The 23474-nt window shown below is 28.1% G+C and carries 23 protein-coding genes, 1 tRNA gene and 2 pseudogenes; 22 read left to right on the top strand and 4 right to left on the bottom strand.

Features of this window, described 5'->3' with window-relative positions; genetic code table 11:
* Window positions 1-102: 102 nt before the first annotated feature.
* Complete coding sequence (locus tag AC1B00_RS07285; RefSeq protein ID WP_488849014.1) at window positions 103-1743, top strand: methyl-accepting chemotaxis protein; 1641 nt, start codon at window positions 103-105, stop codon at window positions 1741-1743.
* A 494-nt stretch (window positions 1744-2237) separates the two neighbouring features.
* On the opposite strand, the gene AC1B00_RS07280 is transcribed toward AC1B00_RS07285, so the two are convergent.
* Together AC1B00_RS07280 and AC1B00_RS07275 are read right to left on the bottom strand one after the other, a co-directional pair.
* A complete protein-coding gene (locus AC1B00_RS07280; protein ID WP_336612043.1) occupies window positions 2238-2426 on the bottom strand; it encodes a hypothetical protein in 189 nt (62 codons plus the stop codon).
* 8 nt (window positions 2427-2434) lie between these two features.
* Window positions 2435-3046, bottom strand: a complete 612-nt coding sequence (locus AC1B00_RS07275; RefSeq protein WP_488849012.1) for a riboflavin synthase — start codon at window positions 3044-3046, stop codon at window positions 2435-2437.
* A gap of 49 nt (window positions 3047-3095) precedes the next feature.
* Here AC1B00_RS07275 and mnmG point away from each other — a divergent pair, with 49 nt between their 5' ends.
* The 7 genes from mnmG to AC1B00_RS07240 are packed head-to-tail and all read left to right on the top strand — an operon-like array spanning window position 3096 to window position 10282.
* Window positions 3096-4952 carry a tRNA uridine-5-carboxymethylaminomethyl(34) synthesis enzyme MnmG gene (gene mnmG, locus AC1B00_RS07270; RefSeq protein ID WP_488849011.1) on the top strand — a complete coding sequence of 619 codons (1857 nt, stop codon included), beginning with the start codon at window positions 3096-3098 and terminating at the stop codon, window positions 4950-4952.
* On the top strand, window positions 4949-7012 hold the full coding sequence (locus AC1B00_RS07265) for a CHASE2 domain-containing protein (protein WP_239818411.1): 2064 nt from the start codon (window positions 4949-4951) through the stop codon (window positions 7010-7012). Before mnmG ends, AC1B00_RS07265 begins: the two co-directional genes overlap by 4 nt.
* Window positions 7013-7051: 39 nt before the next feature.
* On the top strand, window positions 7052-7696 hold the full coding sequence (gene hypB, locus AC1B00_RS07260; RefSeq protein WP_488849010.1) for a hydrogenase nickel incorporation protein HypB: 645 nt from the start codon (window positions 7052-7054) through the stop codon (window positions 7694-7696).
* Window position 7697: 1 nt separating this feature from the next.
* A complete protein-coding gene (locus AC1B00_RS07255; RefSeq protein WP_239818413.1) occupies window positions 7698-7952 on the top strand; it encodes a HypC/HybG/HupF family hydrogenase formation chaperone in 255 nt (84 codons plus the stop codon).
* The gene (gene hypD / locus AC1B00_RS07250) at window positions 7949-9034 is read left to right on the top strand and encodes a hydrogenase formation protein HypD (protein WP_488849009.1); all 1086 of its coding nucleotides are present in this window, start codon (window positions 7949-7951) and stop codon (window positions 9032-9034) included. Before AC1B00_RS07255 ends, hypD begins: the two co-directional genes overlap by 4 nt.
* Before the next feature lie 9 nt (window positions 9035-9043).
* Window positions 9044-9397, top strand: a complete 354-nt coding sequence (locus AC1B00_RS07245; protein ID WP_488849008.1) for a hypothetical protein — start codon at window positions 9044-9046, stop codon at window positions 9395-9397.
* A 39-nt stretch (window positions 9398-9436) separates the two neighbouring features.
* Window positions 9437-10282, top strand: coding sequence for a hypothetical protein (locus AC1B00_RS07240; protein ID WP_488849007.1), 846 nt, complete (start codon window positions 9437-9439; stop codon window positions 10280-10282).
* Here AC1B00_RS07240 and AC1B00_RS07235 read toward each other — a convergent pair.
* Window positions 10176-11306, bottom strand: coding sequence for a DNA cytosine methyltransferase (locus tag AC1B00_RS07235; protein WP_488849006.1), 1131 nt, complete (start codon window positions 11304-11306; stop codon window positions 10176-10178). The two genes, AC1B00_RS07240 and AC1B00_RS07235, sit on opposite strands and share 107 nt — an antisense overlap.
* Before the next feature lie 103 nt (window positions 11307-11409).
* Here AC1B00_RS07235 and AC1B00_RS07230 point away from each other — a divergent pair, with 103 nt between their 5' ends.
* The 6 genes and pseudogenes from AC1B00_RS07230 to AC1B00_RS07205 all read left to right on the top strand — a co-directional run.
* Entirely contained in the window at window positions 11410-11721 is a 312-nt protein-coding gene (locus AC1B00_RS07230; protein WP_488849005.1) for a hypothetical protein, read from the top strand.
* A gap of 64 nt (window positions 11722-11785) precedes the next feature.
* Window positions 11786-11932, top strand: coding sequence for a hypothetical protein (locus AC1B00_RS07225; protein WP_488849003.1), 147 nt, complete (start codon window positions 11786-11788; stop codon window positions 11930-11932).
* 39 nt (window positions 11933-11971) lie between these two features.
* Entirely contained in the window at window positions 11972-13333 is a 1362-nt protein-coding gene (locus AC1B00_RS07220; protein WP_488849002.1) for a hypothetical protein, read from the top strand.
* Between the two features lie 9 nt (window positions 13334-13342).
* On the top strand, window positions 13343-13651 hold the full coding sequence (locus tag AC1B00_RS07215; RefSeq protein ID WP_488849026.1) for a restriction endonuclease: 309 nt from the start codon (window positions 13343-13345) through the stop codon (window positions 13649-13651).
* Window positions 13652-13789: 138 nt separating this feature from the next.
* A pseudogene (locus tag AC1B00_RS07210) lies at window positions 13790-14599 on the top strand (cache domain-containing protein); the annotation flags it as partial.
* A 363-nt stretch (window positions 14600-14962) separates the two neighbouring features.
* Window positions 14963-15457, top strand: a pseudogene (locus tag AC1B00_RS07205) (methyl-accepting chemotaxis protein); the annotation flags it as partial.
* 282 nt (window positions 15458-15739) lie between these two features.
* Here the strand turns inward: AC1B00_RS07205 and AC1B00_RS07200 are convergent.
* Window positions 15740-16135 (bottom strand): hypothetical protein, encoded by a 396-nt coding sequence (locus tag AC1B00_RS07200; RefSeq protein ID WP_488849000.1) that lies wholly within the window; start codon window positions 16133-16135, stop codon window positions 15740-15742.
* A 56-nt stretch (window positions 16136-16191) separates the two neighbouring features.
* On the opposite strand from AC1B00_RS07200, the gene mobB reads away from it, so the two are divergent.
* The 8 genes from mobB (at window position 16192) to AC1B00_RS07160 (ending at window position 23432) form a co-directional block, all read left to right on the top strand.
* Entirely contained in the window at window positions 16192-16662 is a 471-nt protein-coding gene (gene mobB / locus AC1B00_RS07195) for a molybdopterin-guanine dinucleotide biosynthesis protein B (RefSeq protein WP_336611711.1), read from the top strand.
* On the top strand, window positions 16662-17525 hold the full coding sequence (locus AC1B00_RS07190) for a class 1 fructose-bisphosphatase (protein WP_488848998.1): 864 nt from the start codon (window positions 16662-16664) through the stop codon (window positions 17523-17525). Before mobB ends, AC1B00_RS07190 begins: the two co-directional genes overlap by 1 nt.
* The gene (locus AC1B00_RS07185; RefSeq protein WP_239816940.1) at window positions 17512-17697 is read left to right on the top strand and encodes a hypothetical protein; all 186 of its coding nucleotides are present in this window, start codon (window positions 17512-17514) and stop codon (window positions 17695-17697) included. The genes AC1B00_RS07190 and AC1B00_RS07185 overlap by 14 nt, the downstream gene beginning before the upstream one ends.
* Before the next feature lie 8 nt (window positions 17698-17705).
* Window positions 17706-19586, top strand: coding sequence for a methionine--tRNA ligase (gene metG, locus AC1B00_RS07180; protein WP_488848997.1), 1881 nt, complete (start codon window positions 17706-17708; stop codon window positions 19584-19586).
* A gap of 3 nt (window positions 19587-19589) precedes the next feature.
* Entirely contained in the window at window positions 19590-20426 is an 837-nt protein-coding gene (locus tag AC1B00_RS07175) for a hypothetical protein (RefSeq protein ID WP_488848996.1), read from the top strand.
* Window positions 20426-21826 carry a Mur ligase family protein gene (locus AC1B00_RS07170; RefSeq protein WP_488848995.1) on the top strand — a complete coding sequence of 467 codons (1401 nt, stop codon included), beginning with the start codon at window positions 20426-20428 and terminating at the stop codon, window positions 21824-21826. Before AC1B00_RS07175 ends, AC1B00_RS07170 begins: the two co-directional genes overlap by 1 nt.
* 152 nt (window positions 21827-21978) lie before the next feature.
* Window positions 21979-22055, top strand: a tRNA-Ile gene (locus AC1B00_RS07165).
* Between the two features lie 63 nt (window positions 22056-22118).
* Window positions 22119-23432 carry an oligopeptide:H+ symporter gene (locus tag AC1B00_RS07160; protein WP_488848993.1) on the top strand — a complete coding sequence of 438 codons (1314 nt, stop codon included), beginning with the start codon at window positions 22119-22121 and terminating at the stop codon, window positions 23430-23432.
* Window positions 23433-23474: the final 42 nt, after the last annotated feature.

Below are 23474 nucleotides of genomic sequence, written 5' to 3'. Positions count from 1 at the left end.
TGTAACTTGGTAACAAAAAAATAGGAAAAAATTTTATATTGTTATTTTATCAATTAATAATTTTTATTATAATTTAATAAATATTATCAAAGGAATTAAATCATGGGAAAAAATCTCTCTTTAAAATCACAATTATTTATAGGTTTTGCAAGTATTCTTGCATTTATTTTGGTTATATTTTTTAACGGCTTTATAAAAATACAAAGCGTTGAAAATGATTTAAATACCATTAGCGATGTAAATGCTCTAAAACAGCGTTATGCAGTTGATTTTAGGGGTAGTGTGCATGATAGAGCTATTGCTATTAGAGATGTTGTTTTGTTAAATTCTAAAGATGAAATAAACAATACCATTTCTTTAATCAATAAACTTGAAAATAATTATGAAATCGCAGCTAATAATATGGATAAAATCTTTTTAAACCCTAGTTTAGTAGATGAAAAAGATAAAGAAATATTAGCAAAAATTAAAAATGTAGAAACAAAAACTCTTCCTTTAATTAAAGAAATCATTAATCTAAAAGATAAAAAGTCTTTCAATGAAGCTAATGAATTGCTACTTAACAAAGCAAGATTTAGTTTCGTTGAATGGCTAAATGTGATTAATGAATTTATAGATTATCAAGAAGCTAAAAATCAAGTTTTAACGAAACAAGCAAGAGGAACAATCTCAGGCTTTTTAAGTAATAGTATGATTATTACGATTATTGCCTTTGTTGTTGCTATTCTTTTAGCGCTTTATATAAGCAAATTAATCATTAGCTCATTAGGTGGAGAGCCAAAAGATGCAGTAAAAATTGTAAATAGCATAGCTCATGGAAATCTGAATACTAAAATAGATACGGATTATAAAGATAGTATGCTTTATTCTTTAAAAGAAATGCAAAATAGATTAAAAGAAATCGTAAGTGAAGTAATAGAATCTTCAAGAGAGCTTGAAACAAGTGCAAAAGAAGTTACAAACGCATCAAATAACGCAAACAAACTTGCAAACGAACAGCAAGTAAAATCAAAAGCATCGCTTGAAAGCATTAGCGTAGCAAGAGTTGATATGCAAGAAGTTTTAAACATAGCTAATCAAACTAAGGATAATTCTTTAAAATCAGTTGAATTATCAAAAACCGGAATTGCTTCAATGAGAACAACTATTAATGAAATAGAAAAAATCACTCAAACTGTTAATTATTCTTCAGAGCAAATCAGAATGCTTGATAAACATACAACAGAAATTAGCAATAGTGCAGAATTAATCAAAGAAATAACAGAGCAAACAAACTTATTAGCATTAAATGCAGCAATTGAAGCAGCAAGAGCAGGTGAGCATGGGCGTGGATTTGCTGTGGTTGCTGATGAGATTAGAAAACTAGCAGAAAAGACTGATATTGCTACGAATGAAATCTCAAATATGATTTCAATTATTCAAAACGAAACTCATGCAACGGTTGAAGCGATACTTGAAGCAGTTCCACAAGTAGAAAACGGAATGAGATTAGCTAATGAAGCAAACAATGTGTTAGAGCAAATTAATATTCAAGCAAATGATTCATTGCAAAAAGCAAATGAAGTAAGTAATGCTGCAAAAAATCAAGCAGATAAGCTAAATAATTTAAATAATGATATGTTAAGTATTACAAATAGTGCAGAAAATACACATAAATCAATGCAAGATAATACAAAAGCAGCAAGCCATTTAAAAGATATAGCAAATATGCTTACAAATCATATAAATTATTTTAAAATCTAAAAAGATAGTGAAAGAATTAATTTCTTTCACTAAAAGTAAAAATTGTAATTCCTAATTCAAATTCTTTGATAATTTAAATAAAATTATTGATAATTATTATATGTTTGGACTTAACCAAACTTAATTTGCTTAAAACTAAAAAACTCTAATCAATCTAACTAAGCTATTTAAACCACTCCGAGCAAGATTTTAAAATTTAAAAACAATGTTAATGAAGATTTAGTTTGTTTTTATCTGAAAGTAAAAACAAGTTTTTTTGGTTTTATAAGTTTTAAATATTGTTTCAAATTCTTTGAAAGTTAAGCAAAAATTACTTATAGTCATCACACACTCGGAGCTTAATCGCTCAAACCGAAAATCTAAAAAACTCTAGCCAACCCAACTAAACTATTTAAACCACTCCGAGCAAGAGTTTAAAATTGAAAAATAAGAGAATTTGAAATAGGAATTAGCTTTTTAAATTTGTAAAATTTATAAAAGCTAATTCGTAATTATTATTTGCTCTTTTGAGCGTTGTGTTTAGCTTGTTTTAAAAACTCTAAAAAGTCTTTTATTTCTTCGTAATTTTCAAACTTACTTTCTTTATTAACAAGCATTCTTGTTAGGCTTTCGTTTTTTAAATAATCATCGTTCATTTCATCGGCTTTTTGAATTAAAGCATTGATTAATATTTCCTTATTCATTTCAAATCCTAATAAATCGCACTAATTCTATCAACCTCATCCCAGCTAAGGCCTTTATCTTTATAAGTTAGCATTCTATTTACATATCTTGCCAAAATATCGGTTTCTACATTTACTAAATCTCCTACTTTATAGCTAGAAAATAAAGTATCTTTTAAAGTTATATCAATAATTGTAAGTCTTATTGAATCATCTAAAACTTCATTAATTGTAAGGCTTACTCCATCTATTGCAATGCTGCCTTTATTGCAAACTAAAGGCATAAATTTTTTATCAATACTTATATAAAAATCAACTCCACTATTTAGCTTATTAATCTTTATAATTTTTCCAAGAGTATCAATATGTCCTGTTAATAAATGCCCATCAATTCTATCTCCAAGTTGCATAGCTAATTCGGTATGAACTTTAGAGCCAACTACAAATGGCTTAATTACGCTTTGGGTTTCACTGCTTAAGTTTAGGCTAAAACCATCATCGTGGATTTTAATCACACTAAGGCATGCTCCATTAGTTGCAACGCTATCTCCTATATTTGGTTTTAATTTTGAAACTATTCTTAATTCATTATTTGAATATTTTTTTACAACTGCTAATTCTCTTATTAAACCATTAAACATTTTTATCCTTTACAATAAGCTTAGTGTATTATAAAAAAAAGGATTAATGATGTATGATATTATAATTATTGGTGCTGGTCATGCAGGTGTTGAAGCTGCACATGCTAGTGCAAAAATGGGTAAAAAAACCTTACTTCTTACAATTTTAAATGATAGAATCGGAGCAACTTCGTGTAACCCTGCAATAGGCGGACTTGCAAAAGGGCATTTAGTAAAAGAAATAGCAGCACTTGGCGGAATTATGCCAAAAATCACAGATTTAAGTGCGATTAATTATAAGACTTTAAACGAGAGTAAAGGTGCAGCAGTTCGTGGAACTAGAGCTCAGATTGATATGGATGAATACAATAAAAATGCTAAAAATATATTACTTAATATGCCTAATTTAGACATTTCTCAAGAAATGGTTACGGAATTATTAGTAGAAAATAGCGAAGCTTATGGAGTAAAAACAGAATTAGATAAAGAATATAAAGCAAAAAAAATCATTCTTTGCTCAGGAACATTCTTAAATGGTTTAATACATGTTGGTTTAAGCAAAATAAAAAGTGGTCGTGTAGGAGAGTTAAGCTCAACTCATTTAGGAGATAATCTAGCTGCTTTAGGGCTTAATCGTGGAAGGCTAAAAACCGGAACATGTCCAAGAATTTTAGCAAGTAGTATTGATTTTAGTGTTTTAGAAATTCAAGAAAGTGATTTAAATACTAAAGGTTTTAGCCTAGATTACAAGACTCATACATTGCCACAACTACCTTGCTATATAGCTCATACAAATACAACTACTCATGATATTATTCGCTCAAATTTTGACAAAGCTCCTATGTTTACAGGTCAGATTAAAGGAATAGGCCCTAGATATTGTCCTAGCATTGAGGATAAAATCAATCGTTTTGCGGATAAAGAAAGCCATCATTTATTCATCGAGCCACAAACAAAAGAAGCCACAGAATACTATATAAACGGCTTTTCAACTTCGCTTCCTTTTGAAGTTCAGCATGATATGATTCGCTCAGTTAAAGGCTTTGAGAATGCAAAAATCACAAGACATGGCTATGCGATTGAGTATGATTATTTTGACCCACTTGATTTATTTCATACATTAGAAAGTAAAATTATTAAAAACTTCTATCTAGCAGGTCAAGTAAATGGAACAACAGGTTATGAAGAAGCAGCAGCTCAAGGTCTTATGGCTGCAATAAACGCAAGTTTAGCGATTGATAAAAAAGATGGTTTTGTATTAAGAAGAGATGAGGGCTATATCGGAGTTTTAATTGATGATTTAGTTACTAAAGGAACTAAAGAGCCTTATAGAATGTTTACAAGTAGGGCTGAGTTTAGATTATTACTTCGTGAAAGTAATGCGATTACAAGACTTAATAAATACGCTTATGAGTGTGGTTTAAGAGATGAAGAAAGCTTTAAATACTATGAAAGCAAAATAAATGATATGAAAAAAGGCTTGGAGTTTTTATGTGATAGCAAGGTTGTGCCTTCAAATGTATTTAATGAATTATTAGCAAGTATTGATGAAGAGCCGATTTCTCAGCCTACAACTCTTCAAAAAATCATAGCTCGTAGCACAATTACAAAAGAAAAAATGCTGGTTTTAGCTCCTAGTTTATCTCGTTTAGATGATTTTGTTTTAGATGAGATTTTGCTTGATGCTAAATATTATCATTATGTAAGATTGCAAGATGAAAATATTCAAAATCAAGAAAATTTATTAAAAATAAAAATCCCAAGTGATTTTGTTTATCGTGGAATTAGCGGACTTAGTAATGAAGTAGTTGAGAAATTAGAAAAAAATAAGCCAGCAAACTTATTTGATGCAAGTAGAATTAGCGGAATTACTCCAGCAGCTATTGATATTCTTCAGATTTATATCAAATTAAAGGCTAAAAATTGATAAAACATCTAGCTAAGTTTAAAAAGATTTATTCGTTTGCGGTTTTATCTCTTGTAATGATTGTTTTTTCTTTTTATATAACCATTAAAGAATCTACAATTATTACAAGGCTTGATAATTTAACTCATGATATGTTTTTTAGAATTAACGCCTACTTAAACAATAATGTAAAAGGCGATGATAGAGTTAAAATAGTTGATATTGATGAAAAAAGTTTATCTGCACTAGGTCAGTGGCCTTGGGATAGAGATTTATTAGCTTGTTTAGTTTATAAATTAAATGAAGCTAGCGTTGTTGGATTTGATATTTATTTCGCTGAATATGATAAGCGTGGTGAGATTACTAAGAAAATGAGCGATGAGAGCTTTTCATCTTTAAATATTCCAAAATATGATTTTTGTCCTAGAACTCAAGATACCGATAAAGCTTTTGCGACTGCTTTAGCTAATTCTAATAGCGTGTTAGCTTATGCAATTAATTTAGGTGCATACAAAAACGAAAGCAATGTATATAGAAGTATTTATACAAACCATATTACAGGTAAAAAATTAGCTCCATTAAGCAATCAAAGCATAGCAGAATACAATATTGATTATTCATTGCTCGAGCATGGTAAAAATATTACAGCAAGCATAGAAGAATTAAGCGATAATTCTTATGCTAATGGCTTTGTTAATTCATATACACATTTAGATAATGTAATTCGTAGTGCTTTTATGATGATTTATTATGATGATGGAGAATTTAAACAGCTTTTACCAAGTCTTAGTCTTGCAATGTATGCTAAATATGTAGGAGTTGATGATATTAAAGCTGTTGGAGATGGATTTAATATAAGATTAATCCTTGATGAAAAAGATACATTTTTGGTAAATCCACATGCGCTTTTAGGACTTTATTTTAAAGGAAAATCTCCGCATTATGATTATATTAGTGCAATTGATGTTCTTGATGGTACGATTGATCCTAGATATTTTAAAGATAAGATTGTCTTAATTGGAACTAGCGTTGTTGGGCTTAATGATATTAGAAGTAATTCTTTAGATGAAAACTTGCCAGGTGTTGAAATACACGCTAATGCTATTGATAATTTATTAAATGATGAGTATTTAATAACTCCTAGCTATTCGGCTGAAATATTGTTCGCTTCATTAATAATTATAATTTTATTAAGTGTAAGTTTTTCGTATTTTAAAAGCATAATAATGCAAGTGCTATTTCACTTAATCTTATTAGCAGTTATTATTTTAGGACATTATTATTTTATGGTTAGCGAAAAGTATGTTTTAAATACTTTTGAGCTTATTTTGGTGTTGGCTATTATGGGACTTTGTGGAATTCTTATTAACTTCTTCTTAGAAAGTAGGCAAAAAGAATTTATTAAAGCAAAACTTGAGAAAAAAGTTTCAAAAAGCGTTGCAGAGCAGTTAATTAATACAGATAGCAATGTTTTTAGCACTAGCAAAAGAGAAATTTCGGTATTTTTTAGCGATATTAGGGATTTTACAACCATTAGTGAGAATATGGATGCGGCTGATTTAGTTAAGTTTTTAAATACCTATATGACCCCTATGAGTGATATTATATTTAAATATCAAGGAACGGTTGATAAGTATATCGGAGATGCTGTTATGGCTTATTTTAACGCTCCAAACGATTTAGAAAATCACGCTGATTGTGCCTTGCAAGCTGCAATTGAGCAAATAAAAGCTTTAAAAAGCTTAAATGAAGAATGGCAAAAGCAAAATCTTCCTTATATAAACATAGGTATAGGAATAAATACAGGTGAGTGTATTGTAGGCGAAATGGGTAGCCTTGCAAGAAGCGATTATACTTGTATTGGCGATGGCGTAAATACTGCAAGTAGGGTTGAGAGCTCATGTAAAAACTATAAAGCAAATATTTTAATCTCTCATAATACCTTAGCAGCATTAAAAGACCCTAGTATTTATGAGCTTGAGCTTGTAGATGAGCTAAAACTAAAAGGAAAAGATGAAGCAACCAAGCTTTATAAATGTACAGGTTTTAAAGGCGATAATTTAACGCTTTGGAAGAGTTAAAATTAAATAAGAATTTGAAATTACTAAAAAGGAGAAGAAATGAAAGTAATCGTAGAAGCAAAAGCAAAAATAATGGCAGAAAATGAAAATCAAGCAAAAATTAATCAAGATTTTTTTAATAAAAACAATTTATTTTGTATTAATTTTATGAGCTCACCTGGAAGTGGCAAGACTACTTTGCTTGAGTATATCATTAAAAATAATTTATTAAAACTATGCGTTATAGAAGGCGATTTAGAGACTAACAAAGACGCTGATAGAATTATAAATGCAGGTGCAAAGGCTTATCAGATTAGCACAGGTCAAAGCTGTCATTTGGATGCAAAAATGATTGATAATGCTCTTAAAAATCTTGATATTAGTGGAAGTGAATTTTGTGTAATAGAAAACATAGGCAATCTTGTATGCCCAGCTTCATACAAATTAGGAGAGCATTTAAATGTAGTATTATTATCATCTCCTGAAGGAAGCGATAAGGTTGCAAAATATCCTGTAATGTTTAAAAGAGCCGATGTAATCGTGCTAACCAAAATGGATATAGCAAAACATTTTAATTTTAATTTAGAAGAAATTAGTGAAGAAGCAAAAAAGTTAAATCCAAATGTAAAAATATTTTGTGTAAGTGCAGCAACAGGCGAAGGTGTTGCTGAGCTTTGTGAATACTTTAAAAATCAAAGGGCTTAATATGTGTTTATCAATTCCATCAAAAGTAATTAGTATAGATGAAAATAATTTCGCACAGGTTGATACTTTAGGTATTAAGCGTGGGGTTAGTCTTGATTTAATCCCTGAAGAAGTAAAAGTAGGTGATTTTGTATTAATTCATGTTGGATTTGCTATGCAAAAAATAGATGAAGCTGCTGCTAAAGAAAGCTTAGAACTATATAAGCAAATCGCTGATGAGATAGGTAGTGAAGAGATTGAAAGCAGGTTTTTATGAATTACATAAAAGAATATAAAGACATAAACACTATAAAAGCTTTAAAAAAACTAATTGATAATGTAAAACTTGATAGAGTTTATAATGTAATGGAGATTTGCGGTGGGCATACTCATTCGCTTATTAAATATGCCTTACCTTCTTTAGTGCCTAATATTAACTTTATTCATGGACCTGGCTGTCCTGTATGTGTAATGCCAAAAAGTAGGCTTGATGAAGCCGTATTTTTAGCTAGTTTAGATGGAGTTATATTTTGCACGCTTGCTGATATGATAAAAGTTCCTGCAAGCAATACTAGCCTTGAAAAATTAAGAGCAAATGGAGCAGATATAAGAGCGCTTTATAGCCCACTAGAAGTGTTAAAAATTGCAAGTGAAAATAAAGATAAAAAGATTATATTTTTTGCAATAGGATTTGAAACTACAACTCCTATGAGTGCTGTTTTGATTGAAAAAGTGCTTGAAATGGGGCTAAAAAATGTATTTTTTCATATAAATCATGTAAGAGTTCCTGAGCCAATTGAAGCATTACTTCAAGATAAAGATTGTAATATTGATGGCTTTTTAGCACCATCTCATGTAAGCGTTATAATAGGCAAAAATGCTTATTTAGATATGGCAAAAACATATAAAAAACCTTTTGCTATAAGTGGTTTTGAGCCAGTTGATTTAATGCACTCATTATTAAATCTAAGCTTGCAGTTTAAAAACAAAAGCTATGAAGTATATAACGAATATTCAAGATTAGTAAGTAATGAAGGAAATCTTAAGGCTAAGGCACTTATAGATAAATATTTTTGCAAGGCTGATTTTGAATTTCGTGGCTTAGATGTGATAAAAAATGGTGGATTAGAATTAAAAAGCGAATATGATTTTTTAAATGCTAAAAAAGTCTTTAATATTTGCACTAATACTAAGCCTGAAAATAAAGCCTGTTTATGCCCTAAGATTTTAAAAGGTCTTGCAAAGCCAACTGATTGTAAGGTTTTTGCTAATTTATGCACTCCAAATAATCCAATCGGAAGCTGTATGGTAAGTAGCGAAGGCGCTTGCGCTGCGTATTATAAATATAATAAAAAATAAGGAGAAAAAATGGAGCTTTTACATAAAGATTTTAAAAGTAAATTAGATATTTTAAAAGAGCATTTTAGCTCTTGTTTTGATAAAGATGGAAGATTTGATTTAGAGAGATTAAAAGATGAAATAATGGCGAATGGGGGGGGGGATTTTACTAATGAAAGTTATAATTTAAACTTTTTAGGCAAAAAACACGCAAAATATTTAGCAAATCTAAAAATCTCAAGCTATCTTAAACAAAACGGCATTTTTAACGAAGATTTAAAACAAAACCTACTCATAAAAGGCGATAATTTAGAAGTCTTAAAACACCTGCAAAGTAGTTATTCAGAAAACAATATTTTATCTATTAGTAACATAAGGATATAATTTTTTGTTACTAAATTTATTAAATAGCAAGGAGAAGTCATGTGCAGAGATAGAAGTCAAGGATGGTATTATGCTAAAATTTCTGGTCATAGTAATGAAGAATTGGTAGCATACACTATTCTTAATAATGTTCATTTTAGAAATAATTTACTGCAAAGATTGGGCATATATACACATATTGTAAATATAGGAGTTGATTTTGCGGGTTCATCTGAAAAAAATATAGAGAGTATTTTGGGATATAAAACTAAGTCAAAAACTGATTTGAAATTATATCTAAACTCTTCTGTAGGTAATAAAAATATAAATATTTCTATTAAAAAGAGTTATGGAGGGCAGGTTTATTTAATCACCCCTGATAATTTTATTAATGGTATGGAAAATAAAATTGGTATAATTAATGATAACATCAAGTTAGCAATCAGTTTATATTGGGGCGGTTATAGTGGTATTAATAGTATAATAGATGAATATGGTGTAAATAAAAATTATGAGCTTAGGAAATCTAGATTGCAAGGTGATACATTAAAAAAATTTAATATAAAGCTTTATAATGATTTGCTTTCATGGTTTAAAGAAAATATATATGCAATAACAAAATTTGTATTTTCTACTGGTTTAGGTAAAGACGAAAATCAGTGGGCTGAGTATATTTGGTATATAAATTTTGTTGATAAAAATAAATATGTTGATAAAATATTTAACATCGAAGATATATGTAAAAAATCAGAAGAACACAAAGAGCTTATATCTTATAGCATAAGAAAAGGTAGTACAATTAATCTGCCTTTTGGTTTTGTTCAATGGCATCAAAACTCAATTCAGTTTCACCATAGTTATTATAAGATTGAAAAGCTTTTTCAACCTCATAAGCTAGAGCAATAGATAGTAATGGTGGAACTGCATTTCCTATTTGAAGTCGTTTTGTCCCATCTGACCCATAAAATTTATAATCGTCTGGGAAGCTTTGTAACCTTGCACCTTCTCTAATACTTAAAGCTCTTGAATCTCTAGGGTGGATGCATCTTGATGATGATGGACATGCAAAATTTCTAGTAATTGTAGTTGAAGGTTTATTCCACCATAATTTAGCATATGTGTTATTGTACCCACTTTTAGGCTTTAAATGTTCTGGTAATGAATTTTTATCTTCCCCATCCTTAAGCATTTGCATAATTTCTATAAGTTTTTTATTATTTAACGGGCTTTTATGCTCTGTTAAAACATTTGTAGTTCTAACAAAATTTAAAAATTCATTATCTGCTTTTTTAATAAATTTTAATCCAGTTTCGCCACTTTTAATCTGTTCTAAATCTCCAATTGCTTCCGCTAAGGTTACAATTTTTTTCTTATTGTCTTTCCCGTGTGTTTCGGTTGGAAAATTGAAGTTTATGTTATTTTTTACTCCTACCAAGATAACCCTTTCTCTATTTTGTGGAACTCCAAAATTTACTGCATTTAAAATTTTATAAGAAAGCTTATACCCTAATTCTTGAAAAGTTGTTTTAATATTATTAAATACATTGCCCTTGTCCATGCTTAAAACTCCACAAACATTTTCAAACATAAACAGTTTAGGTTTTAATATGTTAATAACTCTTGCATACTCTAAAAATAATTTAGCTCTATCATCATTTTGTCTTTTTCCTAATGTTGAATAGCTTTGACAAGGAGGACCACCTATAATTACATCAACATTGCAATCAAAATAATTTTTAAATACATCTTCGTTTAAATTTTTAATATCCGCTTGTAGTATGTTTATTTTTGGATGATTTAACTTATATGCTTTAACCATATCTAATTCTATATCGCTAGCTAACAGTATTTTAAATTTGTTATTCTTTGCAAAACCATAACTTAACCCACCAATACCAGAAAATAATTCTACTACCGTTATTTGTTGCATTTTTAATCCTATGATAAATAATATTGTGATATTATAAATTATAAAACTAAAAAAATAGTAAATTTATACTATAAATTATAAATTAATTAGTACAGGTGTCCTATTGAGTGCTAGAAATAAATTAAATGAAATAAAAAAAGTATACAACATTAGCAATGATTTGGAATTGTCAAAGTTTTTAAAAACTAAAAAACATAACATTGATAGTTGGATTAAACGTAATAAAATTCCAAATTCGTGGTTAAATTATATAGAACTTCTTTTACAAAAAAGAGAAAATGCAGTTAATATGACAAATTCTATAGAGATTGATGAAATTGTTTTATTATTAAAAACATATGGTACCCCTAAAATATTACAGGAACTCAGAAATAAATTGTTGGCTATTAAAAACATAGATGATAAAACTATTTAATATATAGATTTAGTCTTGATATGGGCAAAATTTCGTTTGTTTTTATGATTTTTTGGATATTTTCGTGCAAGATTTTAACAAATCAAAAGTGCTTTTATCAAACGGGGTTGAGCTTTTTAAAAATGATAAGTTTAATCCTTTTAGCTTTAATGATGATTTGGCTAAACAGATGATAAATTCTTGTTTAGATGAGCATTTTAAATTAGAGTGAGAGTTTTTAGGTAAAAAAATAAAAATAAAACCTTTAAGCTTGTTTTTCATAGATGATATAAGTTCTTATCATGGAGAGAATGCAAGGCTTAAAGAGTATTTTGAAAAGGCACTAAAAAGCAAAATAGAAGATGAGTTAAAAACTAGCGAAGGTTTTTATAAAGAGTATTTGCAAAAATCTTTAGATGATATTAGTCTTACTCATGGCGGGTATTTTTCTAAAGATAATAGCGATAAAGATGAAAAAATAGAGCAGGAAATAAACGAAATTTTACACGATAAAATGAGCCTACTTAGCCTTAGCAATACTAGAAGATTTATATTTTCAAAATGGACGCTTAAAGAAGGTTGGGATAATCCAAATGTCTTTAATATTTGTAAGCTAAGAAGTAGTGGAAGTGAGATAAGTAAGCTTCAAGAAGTTGGTCGTGGGTTAAGGCTTCCTGTTGATGAATATGGCGATAGGATAGATGGTAGTGAGTTTTATTTGAATTATTTTGTAGATGCTAGTGAGAGCGATTTTGTAGCAAGGCTTATAAACGAGATTGAGCAAAGTGAAGAAAGTATTAATATAAAAGAAGGTGATATTTTAGATGAGAAAATATATGAGATTATTTTAGGTGAGTATGATTTAAATGAAGATTTAATTTATGATGAGCTTTTAGAATGTGGGGCGATAAATAAAAGAAGTGTAATTTTAGATACAAACATAATAAAAGCAAAATACCCAAAAGCCTTTAATAAAGTAAGTCTAAAAAAAGGCAAGGTTAAAAATAAAGAAGAAAAAGAGAAAAAAGTAAAAATTAGAAAAGATTTATATAAAAATATCAAGCTTTTATGGGAAGAAATAAACAAAAAGGTATTTTTAAAATACGATGCTCATGAAGATGTATTTTTGGCTAATTTTAAAGAGTTTTTAAAAAGTTTTCAAGAGAATTTAAAGGATAACAAAAGCTATATAAAAACAACAAGCATAAATGTAAAAAATGAAAAAGTGATAGCTAAAACAAGCCTAAAAGATGGAATAGCTATAAAAACTCTAAATTATGGAGAGTTTTTACTAAGCCTTAGCACTAGACTTGGACTAAATGCAAATACTTTACATAAAGCATTTTATGAGCTTTTAAAAGATGGTGCTTTTAATGTGAATGAATATTTAAATGAAATTAGTCTAAATACAATTTGCAAGGATTTTAATTTATATCTTTTAAATAAATCTAATAAAATTTTTCAAGTATCTTACGAAGAGTTTTTAAGCATTATCCATCCAACAAAAATTACAAATATAAGTGGCGAAGTATTAGATGAAATAAATGCTAGCGATATAGGTGTTTTTGGTGAAGATGAGCTATCAAATGATGAGTTTTTATATGAGCAAGTCTTTTATGATAGCGAGATTTAAAAGAGCAATATAAAAGCAAATTTAAAAGAAGTTTGTGTTTATATAAAAATACCAAAAAACTCTCTTAAAATTCCAGTAGCAGGGGGCTTTAGTTACTCTCCTGATTTTGCTTATGTGGTAAAAGATGATAATGATAAAGTGCATTATTTTGTACTTGAGAGCAAGGGTGTTGATAGTAAATTAAGCCTAAGAGAAGAAGAACAAGAAAAAATAAATCATGCTGAAAGTCTTTTTAAAGGGCTTAAGATTAATTTTAAAACCCAACTTAAAAAAGATGAGTTAGAAAAGATTATTAAAGATATAATAAATAAAAATTAGTATTAAAGTATTAAGTATTTTAATACTAAACCTTTTTAAATTCCTATTTCAAATTCTAGTTTTTGAATTATAGTCTTTAACATTAATTTAACGCAATATTAATAAAATTGATGATTAATTTAAATTTAAAGGAGATTTATGAAACTATCTTACAAAATCACACTTTTTGCTTTTATTTCATTATTAATAATTAGTTTAAGTGCTATTTTTGTAGCAAACAATGGTATGAATGAGTTAGATGATATAGCTCAAGAAACTCTTGATAAAATGAGTACAGATGATGCAAAAAAGACAGCCGTAAGTGTTACAAGCCTAATAACTTCAATGTCAAAGAAAATTCATGAAAATAATGCAAAAGATTATGATAAAAATATGCTTGAATTTTTAAGCGAATTAGATTTAAAAAATCGCTCAGTTAATTTATTTGTAATCAACTCTAAGGGTGATTATGTAATGCACTATTTAAAGAGTAGAATAGGTGAGAATGCTTATAATAAAAAAGATTCAAATGGTAAGCTTTATATTCAAGAAATAATCCAAACAGCAACAAATGGTGGTGGTTTTGTAACAACTCACATGAAGGCTGATAAGACTAGACCTGAAAGAGATGTTGTTTATTATGTAGAAAAAGATAAATTTAATGATTATGTTTATATAAGTGTAATTTACCTAATAGAGGCAAAACAAGAAATGGCTGAAGTTAGTAAGAAAGTATTAGAGAAAAAAGATGATGTAATTTTATCTTACGCTATATTTTCAGTAGTTTTATGTGTGGTTATGCTTCTTTTATGGTTATTTTTCATTAGAACTTGGGTTAGTAAGCCATTAGGTGAATTAACAAATAAAGCTATTGATTTAAGCAAAGGTGAGGGTGATTTAACAAAACTTTTAGAAGTAAAAGGTAATGATGAAATAGCGCAAGCTAGCAAAGCAATTAATGATTTTATCAATAAGATTAGAAACCTAATAAATGAAGTTAAACAAATCTCTTATGAAAATAAAACAATAGCAGCAGAGTTAAGCAGTGTTAGTATGCAAACAGGCAAAAGAAGTGAAGAAAGCTTTGTTATTGTAAATAATGTTGTAGAAGAAGGAAATGCTACAAAAGATAGCTTAAGCGAAGGTATAGCAAGTGCTAATTCAAGTAAAGATGAGTTAAGGGATAGTGCAAGTAGTATTAATGGTGTAATTTCATCTATTAGTGCATTGACAAATGAAATTGATAAGAGTGCTAGTGTTGAGAGTGTATTATCGTCTAAAATGGAGCAATTAAGCCGTGATGCTGATAATGTTAAATCTATTTTAGAAATAATTAACGATGTAGCAGATCAAACAAACTTATTAGCATTAAATGCTGCTATTGAAGCAGCTCGTGCAGGAGAGCATGGACGTGGCTTTGCAGTAGTTGCTGATGAAGTAAGAAGCCTTGCTGAAAGAACTCAAAAGAGTTTAAGTGAAATTAATGCAACAATTAGCGTTATAGTTCAAGGCATTAAAGATGCAAGCGAGCAAATGAGCGATAACTCTAAGCAAATTAGCAATTTAACAAATGTTGCAAATAGCAGTGAAGAGCAAATTAAAGTAATGCAATCAAGCTTAGGCGAAGCTATTGTTAGTAGTGATAAGACAGTCGATAATTATATAGGTGCAAGCAAGCAGATTGAAGAAATATTAAACGAAGTTTCACAAATTGCAAAAATCACTAATGAAAATGCAAGAAGTGTTGAAGAGATTGCAAAAGCTGCAGCAACTCTAACTAATATTAGCGAAGACTTAGACAAAAAACTAGGCGAATTTAAATCTTAAATAACTTGCTAAGGAAACTTAGCAAGTTTATACTTTATTTTTTAAAATATTTTATTTAGTATTATAAAAAGATTAAAAAATATTAAAATTGTTTAATTATTTTCTAAATTTTGCATTTATGAAAGTAGTGAAAATGCTATGATTAGCTATATATCAGATAGTAATTTCACATTGCAATTACAATTGAACTGATTTATTATTTATATTTTAATTTTCATGTGATGTATTTATGTAATATCAATTGTTAAAAATAAAACAAAAAAAAAGAATTTGAATTAGGAATTACAAATGATATTCAAGAGATTTTGAAATCTTTTGAATGTTTATACTTGTTTCGTTATCATCGTTTAAAATTACATTTATTACTGATTTATTTATTAAATCAAAGCTTGTTTTATAAAAATATAAAAAATCATTTTGATAAGGTAGATTGAATAAATCCTTAGAAATACTCTCAAAATCCCTACTGATATTATCAACCAAAATTGAGTTTAATTTAGTTTTACTAGCGATAATTAATATATCTTTATTATCTTTAACTCCTAAATAACTTACAATAAAGTCTTTTATATAATAAGACCTTAGCATTATCTCTTCTTTAGAATTATAAAATTCATTTTTGTCTTTTACACAAGCTGATAAAAATATAAAAATTATTAATAATATGGCTTTTTTCATAACTTCTTCTTTGTTTAATTTATAATTTTATAATTTTTAATAAAAAAGGTTAATCAATGAAAAAAGCATTCGCATTCACAGGCCCATCAAATTCGGGCAAAACTACATTAATTTGTAAAATTTCAGAATATTTACAAAATCAAGGCTTAAAAGTAGCAATAATTAAGCATGACCCAAAAGATAAAGCCGTATTTGATACTAATGGTAAAGATAGTTTTAAATTTTATCAAACAGGTGCAGAAGTTGCAGTGCTAAGTCCAAATAAAACTACTATGTTTTATCATCATTCACTTGAAATTGAGCAAATTATTAAGCAATTTAGTGCTGATATTGTTTTGGTTGAAGGTCTTAAGATTTTACCACTACCTAGACTTTGCGTATTTTGTAAAGAAATTGATGAGAGTTATTTAGAATATTCTTTAGCATTAGCAAGTTATTCTAATAAAGACTACGGATTAACTCAATTTAATTTAGATGATATTGCTAGTATTAGCGATTTTGTTCTAAAGAATGCCAAGGAGATTTAATGCAAGAAGTAATTCAAGCTATAAAAGCAAGTGTTTTAAAAATTAAACAAAGTTTTGATAATCCAGAATATGGTTATACAGAGCTTAATAATGCTAGTGGAGATTTACAGCTTAAACAAGATGTTTTAAGTGATATGATAATTACAAATGAGCTTAGTAAAGTTGGCTCTATAAAAGCAATTATTAGTGAAGAAAAAGAAAATCCACATTTTTTATATGATGATGCAAGATATATTGTTGCATACGATCCACTTGATGGTTCTTCACTTTTTGATGTTAATTTTGCTGTTGGAAGTATTTTTGCAATTTATGAAAATACCGCTGAACCTGCTAATTTAAAAGCAGCTGTTTATTCAATTTATGGACCTAGAACTCAGCTTGTAATTTGTATAAATGAACCAAAATTATATGAATATGATGGAAAAGAGTTTAAATATCTAAAAGATTTAAAACTAGAAGAAAAAGGCAAATTAAACGCAACAGGTGGCACTCAAAAAGACTGGAGCAAAGAGCATAAAACTATGATTGATAAGATATTTGCTGATGGATATCGCTTAAGATATAGTGGTGCTATGGTTAGTGATTTACACCAAATTTTAATTAAAGGTGGTGGCTTATTTTCATATCCAAACACAAGCGAAGCAACCCTAAATGATGGTAAATTAGGAAAACTTAGAGCTTTATTTGAAGTATTTCCTTTCGCTTATATTTATGAAAAAGCTGGTGGATTTTCAAGCGATGGTATAAAAGGCTCAAAAGGATATGAAAGTTTATTAAATCTAAAATTTAGCACAATTCATGCAAGTACACCTTGTTATTTAGGCTCAATGTATGAAAAGGGTTATTTGAATGAATATTTATGAGAGTAATTTGCATGCTGCAAAAATTGCCTTGCAAGATTGCCAACAAAAAACACAAAATAAATTATCTTGTATAGATTGTGAAAAACTTTGCGAATGCGAAATAAGAGATACTTTTGTAAAAGCAACTTATGAAAATATGTCGCAAGGTGCTTCACAAGACTTTAACTTTTAAGGATTTAGATGAAAACATATATTACAACTCCTATTTATTATGTAAATGATAAAGCTCATATAGGACACGCATATACTACTATAATTGCAGATACGCTTGCAAGATTTGCAAGACTTCGTGGAGATGAAACATTTTTTTTAACAGGCACAGATGAACACGGACAAAAAATAGAAGAAAGTGCTATTAAAAATAACGAAAGTCCTAAGGCTTATGCTGATAAAGTTAGTAAAAGCTTTAAAGATTTATGGGCTGAACTTGAAATTAGCAATGATTATTTTATAAGAACAACAGATGAAAAGCACAAAGCAATTGTCCGCAAAATATTTTTAAAAATGTATAAAAAAGGCGATATTTATAAAGATGAATATGAAGGGCATTATTGTGTATCTTGCGAGACTTTTCATACTAAAACTCAGCTTTTAGATGAAGATAAATGCCCTGATTGTAAAAAGCCTACAAGGATATTAAAAGAAGAGAGCTATTTTTTTAGATTAAGTAAATATCAAGATAGATTATTAAAATGGTATGAAGAAAATCCAACTTGTATTATGCCAGCAAGTAAAAAAAATGAAGTAATAGCCTTTGTTAAACAAGGTTTAAGAGATTTATCAGTTACTAGAACTAGCTTTTCATGGGGGATAAAAATACCTGATGAATTAAATGACGATAAGCATATAATTTATGTATGGCTTGATGCACTTAGTAATTATTTAAGTGCTTTAGGATACTTAGATGATGATGCGAAAATGTCTTTTTGGCCTGCAAATGTTCAATTAGTTGGAAAAGATATTTTAAAATTCCATGCTATTTATTGGCCTTGCTTTTTGATGAGCCTTGATTTGCCACTGCCTAAGATGATAGGAGCACATGGTTGGTGGACTGTTGAAGGCGAGAAAATGAGTAAGAGTATAGGTAATGTTATAAATCCACAAGATATTAAAAATGAATTTGGAAATGAGCCTTTAAGATACTTTTTACTATCTCAAATGCCTTTTGGAAATGATGGAGATTTTAGCAAAGCTGCAATGGTTAATAAAATAAATGGCGAATTAGTAAATGAATTAGGCAATTTATTAAGTAGAAGCGTCTCAATGGCTAAAAAATACTTTGATTTAAGCGTGGAATTTAAATCAGGATTTAGCGAAGAATTAAATGAAGCAAACGAGCATTTTAAAGCAAGTATAAATGCAATTAATGAGCTTAGAATGAATGAATATATAAATGAAGTTTTAAAAGCTTTAAGTGTTGCAAATGCTATGGTTTCAAAATATGAGCCTTGGAATATGATGAAAAATAACGAAAGCGAAAAAACTCAAAGCTTATTGGTATTAATTTTTAATATTTTAAAAAATGCTAGTATTTTATTAAGCCCTGTTATGCCAAAAGCAAGTTTAAAAATTGCAAATGCTTTAGGAATTAGCATTGATACTAAGGCATATAATGATATGTTTGTTTTACAGAATAGCTTTAAAGTAAGCGAGTGCGAACATTTATTTTCTAGAGTTGAATTAAAGGTTGAAAATATGCAAGAGATTAAAGAAGTTAAAGAAGAAATAAAAGAGCCAAAAATAAAAATTGATGATTTTGCAAAAATTAAAATGCAAGTAGCAACTGTTTTAGAATGTGAAAATGTTGAAGGTAGTGAAAAATTATTAAAATTTCAGCTTGATTTAGGCACTGAAAAACGCCAAGTTTTAAGTGGAATTGCTAAATATTATAAACCTGAGCAATTAGTTGGAAAACAAATTATTTTACTTGCTAATTTAGAAAGTAGAAAAATCTTTAAACATTTAAGCGAAGGAATGATTTTAAGCGCTAAAAATTCAGATGAGAGCTTAGTATTGCTTAGTCCATTAAGTCCTTGCGAAAATGGTGCAATCATAGGATAAGCCTTGCAAATAAGCAATTTTTCGGAATTAATTAATGCAAAAATTATAAATAAGTCTAATAATTTAAGGCTTAGTAGTTTTTGCACGAACTTAAGTAGTGTTACTATGGCTAGTGCTTTTTTTACAAATAGTGAAGAAGAAGCAAAAGAAGCTATAAATAAAGGTGCTTATGCAATAATTAGCACAGATAAGCTTAAGGTTGTTGATGAAGAAGTTGCTTATTTATTAGTTGATGATTTTTATCATTCTATGCTTAGAATAATTGCTTTTTCTTCTATGAATAAAAGAGCTATTTTATTTGATGAATTAGGCATAGAATGTTTAAAAAGGCTTAATGTTTCGGTATTAAGCAATGATTTATTTAAAGATTTTGAATTAATACTAAAACAAGATTTGCTTTTTAGCAGTGATTTGGATTATTTAAAAGAGCTGAGTTTGAGTGTAAGTAAGCAAGAATATTCTTATAATATTATCAAGCGATCAAGCTTTTTTTATCAAGATTTAATCTTGAATGATGAATATTATTATAATGTTTTTATACCTGTTATTTTTACAGAGCAATTAGCAAAAATTCATTCAATTAAAGAGCTAGAAATTAATTATTCAAATCTTAAGTTATTAGATTTTATTTTTTTAAATGAAAATAATGAAATAGTTAAGATGAGTGAGGGCTCTAAGGTTGTATTTTTTGAGCAAAATATAGAAGTTATAAAAGAGATTAAAAAACATATTAATTTAGTAGAAGTAAGCAAGGTTACAAACAATACTTATATGCTTAGTAAGATTAGCAAAACTGATTTTTTAAAAGAGCTTAATACAAGTGATGAAGGGTTATTTTGATGATTTATATTGTTTCAGCGATTTTTTCGTTTTTAATGCTTTATTATTTGGCTTTGGTTTTACAGCTAAATAGTTATAAATTTAAAAGAGTTATTTTTAATTTTGCCAAAAAGCGTTGGCATTTTTATTATCTAATAGCTCCTTTTTTACTCTATGTAATCACTTGTGATATTAATCATTATTTAGCATTAGCTTTGATGTTTGTTTATTTAATAGCACTTGTTTTACTAGCTAAAAATATTGATAAGCCTTTGGTATTTACTGCTAGAATTAAAAGGCTTTTTGCATTTAATTTATTAGGTGTTTTGATTTTTAGCCCACTTCATTTTTATTATAAGCTTGACCCACATACGCTTGATATTTTAGTTTTTGCGTTTATTTGTTCTTATATATGCGAATATTTTGTAAATAAGGGCTTTTATAACAAAGCTTATGAAAAGATTACAAAATTAAATAATTGCAAAGTTGTCTTAATAACTGCAAGTTATGGAAAAACCAGCATAAAGCATTTTTTAGCTCAAATTACACAAAATCATTTTAAAATCCACTATGCAAAAGGCAGTATTAACACTACTTTAGGGCTTATAAAAGATATTAATGAAAATCTTGAGCCTGATACAGAGTTATTAATCATTGAAGCAGGTGCAAGAAAACAAGGCGACATATTAGAAATTACTAAATTAGTTCGCCCTCATTATGTAATAATAGGGCAAATCGGCACAGCACATTTAGAATATTTTAAAAATATAGAAAACACAAGAGCTACAAAAAAAGAAGCCTTGCAAAGCGAAAGGCTTGAGCTAGCAATTACTCATAGTAGTGTAAATGAAGCTACTTCTTATGATGATGGATTAAGCGATATTAATGCAAGTCTTAATGGGCTTAGTTTTAAATATAAAGATGAAGATTATTTTGCTAATTTATTAGGTAGTTTTAATGCTAGCAATTTAGCAGCTTGTATTAGTTTAGCTAAAGCTTTAGGTTTAAGCTATGAGCAGATTAAAGAAGAAGTAAAAAATATAAAGCCAACAGCTCATAGGCTAGAAATTATCTCAAAAGAGCCAAAGTTTATAATTGACGATGGCTTTAATGGAAACTATGATGGAATGAGCGATAGTTATAAAATAATAAAAGATTATAAAGCTGGAAAAAGAGTTTTGGTAAGTCCAGGAATTATTGAAGCTAGCGATGAGCTTAATATAAAGCTTTGCGAAGTAATTAATGAATGTTTTGATTTAGCGATAATTACAAGTGAAAGCAATGCTTTAATTTATGATGAAAATCTAAAGATTGATAAAATAATCTTAAAAGATAAAGCAGAATTAATAAATACTTTAGCAAACAATACCAAAGAAAAAGATTTAATAATTTTTTCAAACGATGCACCAAATTATATTTGATAAATTGCTTTAAATATTTAAAGCAATTTCCTAATTCAAATTCCTTTGAAAAATAAAGGAATTTGAATTAGGAATTAAAAAATTTATTAAATTTTAAAAATTTTAAGAATTATTTAAGCAAAAAAAGATACTATTACGCTTTTAATCACGGAGGATTTATAGCTCAGTTGGTTAGAGCAACCGGCTCATAACCGGTTGGTCCTAGGTTCGAGTCCTAGTAAATCCACCACCTCCTTTAAATTTAATAGAATTAAATCTTTCTATGGCTTAGGTTTTTCTTTAGGAGAAAATCATGTTAGAAAATAAATCAAAAGTATTATTACCTATATGTTATATAGAAGCCTTAGAAAGATTTGCCTTTTTAGGCTTTTTAGGAATCTTCGTATTTTACTTAATGGATGTTTTTTCTTTTAGCAAAGGTGAGGCTAGTGCTATTAGTGCTAGTTTGGGTGCTGCTATTTATGCTTTTGGAATGTTTGGAGCGTATTTAAGCGATTTTTGTTTAGGTGCTAAAAGATGTGTTTTATATGGAATTGTTTTCATTGCTTTAGGTTATTTGGTTTTAAGTTTTGATTTTTTAATTTTAGCTTTGATTTTTATTCTTCTTGGCAGTGTTTTAATTAAATCAAATATAACAAGTTTATTATCGAAAACATATCCTAATGATAGCGAATATGTATTTAGTATTTTTTATATCTTTGTAAATATCGGCTGTTTTTTAGGTCAAATGAGCGCAGGTTTGCTTATAATTCACTCTTATAAATTGGCTTTTTTAACAGCATTTTTAAGTGTGTTTTGTGCTATTTTAGTCTTTATCTTCAACGCAAAAAATATATCAAATGAGCCTATAAAATATGACTTTTTTAAAAATAATATAAAAATGATTTTATTTTTTATAGCTTTTGTGGTGTTTTTAAGCTTTTTTGATCTTTTAGCAATTAGTAAAATAATAAGCATTGTTTCGGTTTTGCTCTTGATATTTTTTTATTTTTTTATTTATAAAAAAGTTGAAAATAAAGGTGAGTTTAAAAAATTTGCATTCTACTTATTAGCAGCTGTGTTTTTTTATATGCTTATTTTTCAAGGTTTTAATACTTTAAATATATTGATTAAAAATAAAGTTCAGTTTTATGTGAATGATTATTTAGTTCCTGCTAGTTGGTATTTAGCTTTTATGTTTTTAGTAAGTATTGTAACAAGCACGATTTTAAGTAAAATTAGCAAAAATAATAATATTAACGAAGCTTTAATTATCGCAATATCTTTATTTGTAGCTGCAAGTTCATTTATTTTTCTTGGTCAATTAAGTAAGAACGATAGCATAAATCCAGCCTTTATTTTATTTGCTTATTTAATGTTAGGCGTTTCTCAAACTTGTGTTGGGATTTTTGGTCTTAGTGTTGTTTCAAAGGTATCTTCGGTTGAGTTTAAAACTAGCACTATGGGGATTTGGTTTTTATGTTCTGCTGCTGCTCAAGGAATTGAAGGTATAATTGTAAAATATATTGATTTTATTAGCTATGAAGTTTATCTTAGCATACAAGGTTTTTTTGTATTATTTTTATCATTAATTATTTTTGTTTTACATAAATATTTAAAAATCTAGTTTTTAGTGTTTGGAATTTGAATTAGGAATTTGAAAATTTAA

This window comes from Campylobacter sp. DY7 (genome assembly GCF_057802535.1).
This window is presented reverse-complemented; position numbering and strand designations above follow the sequence as displayed.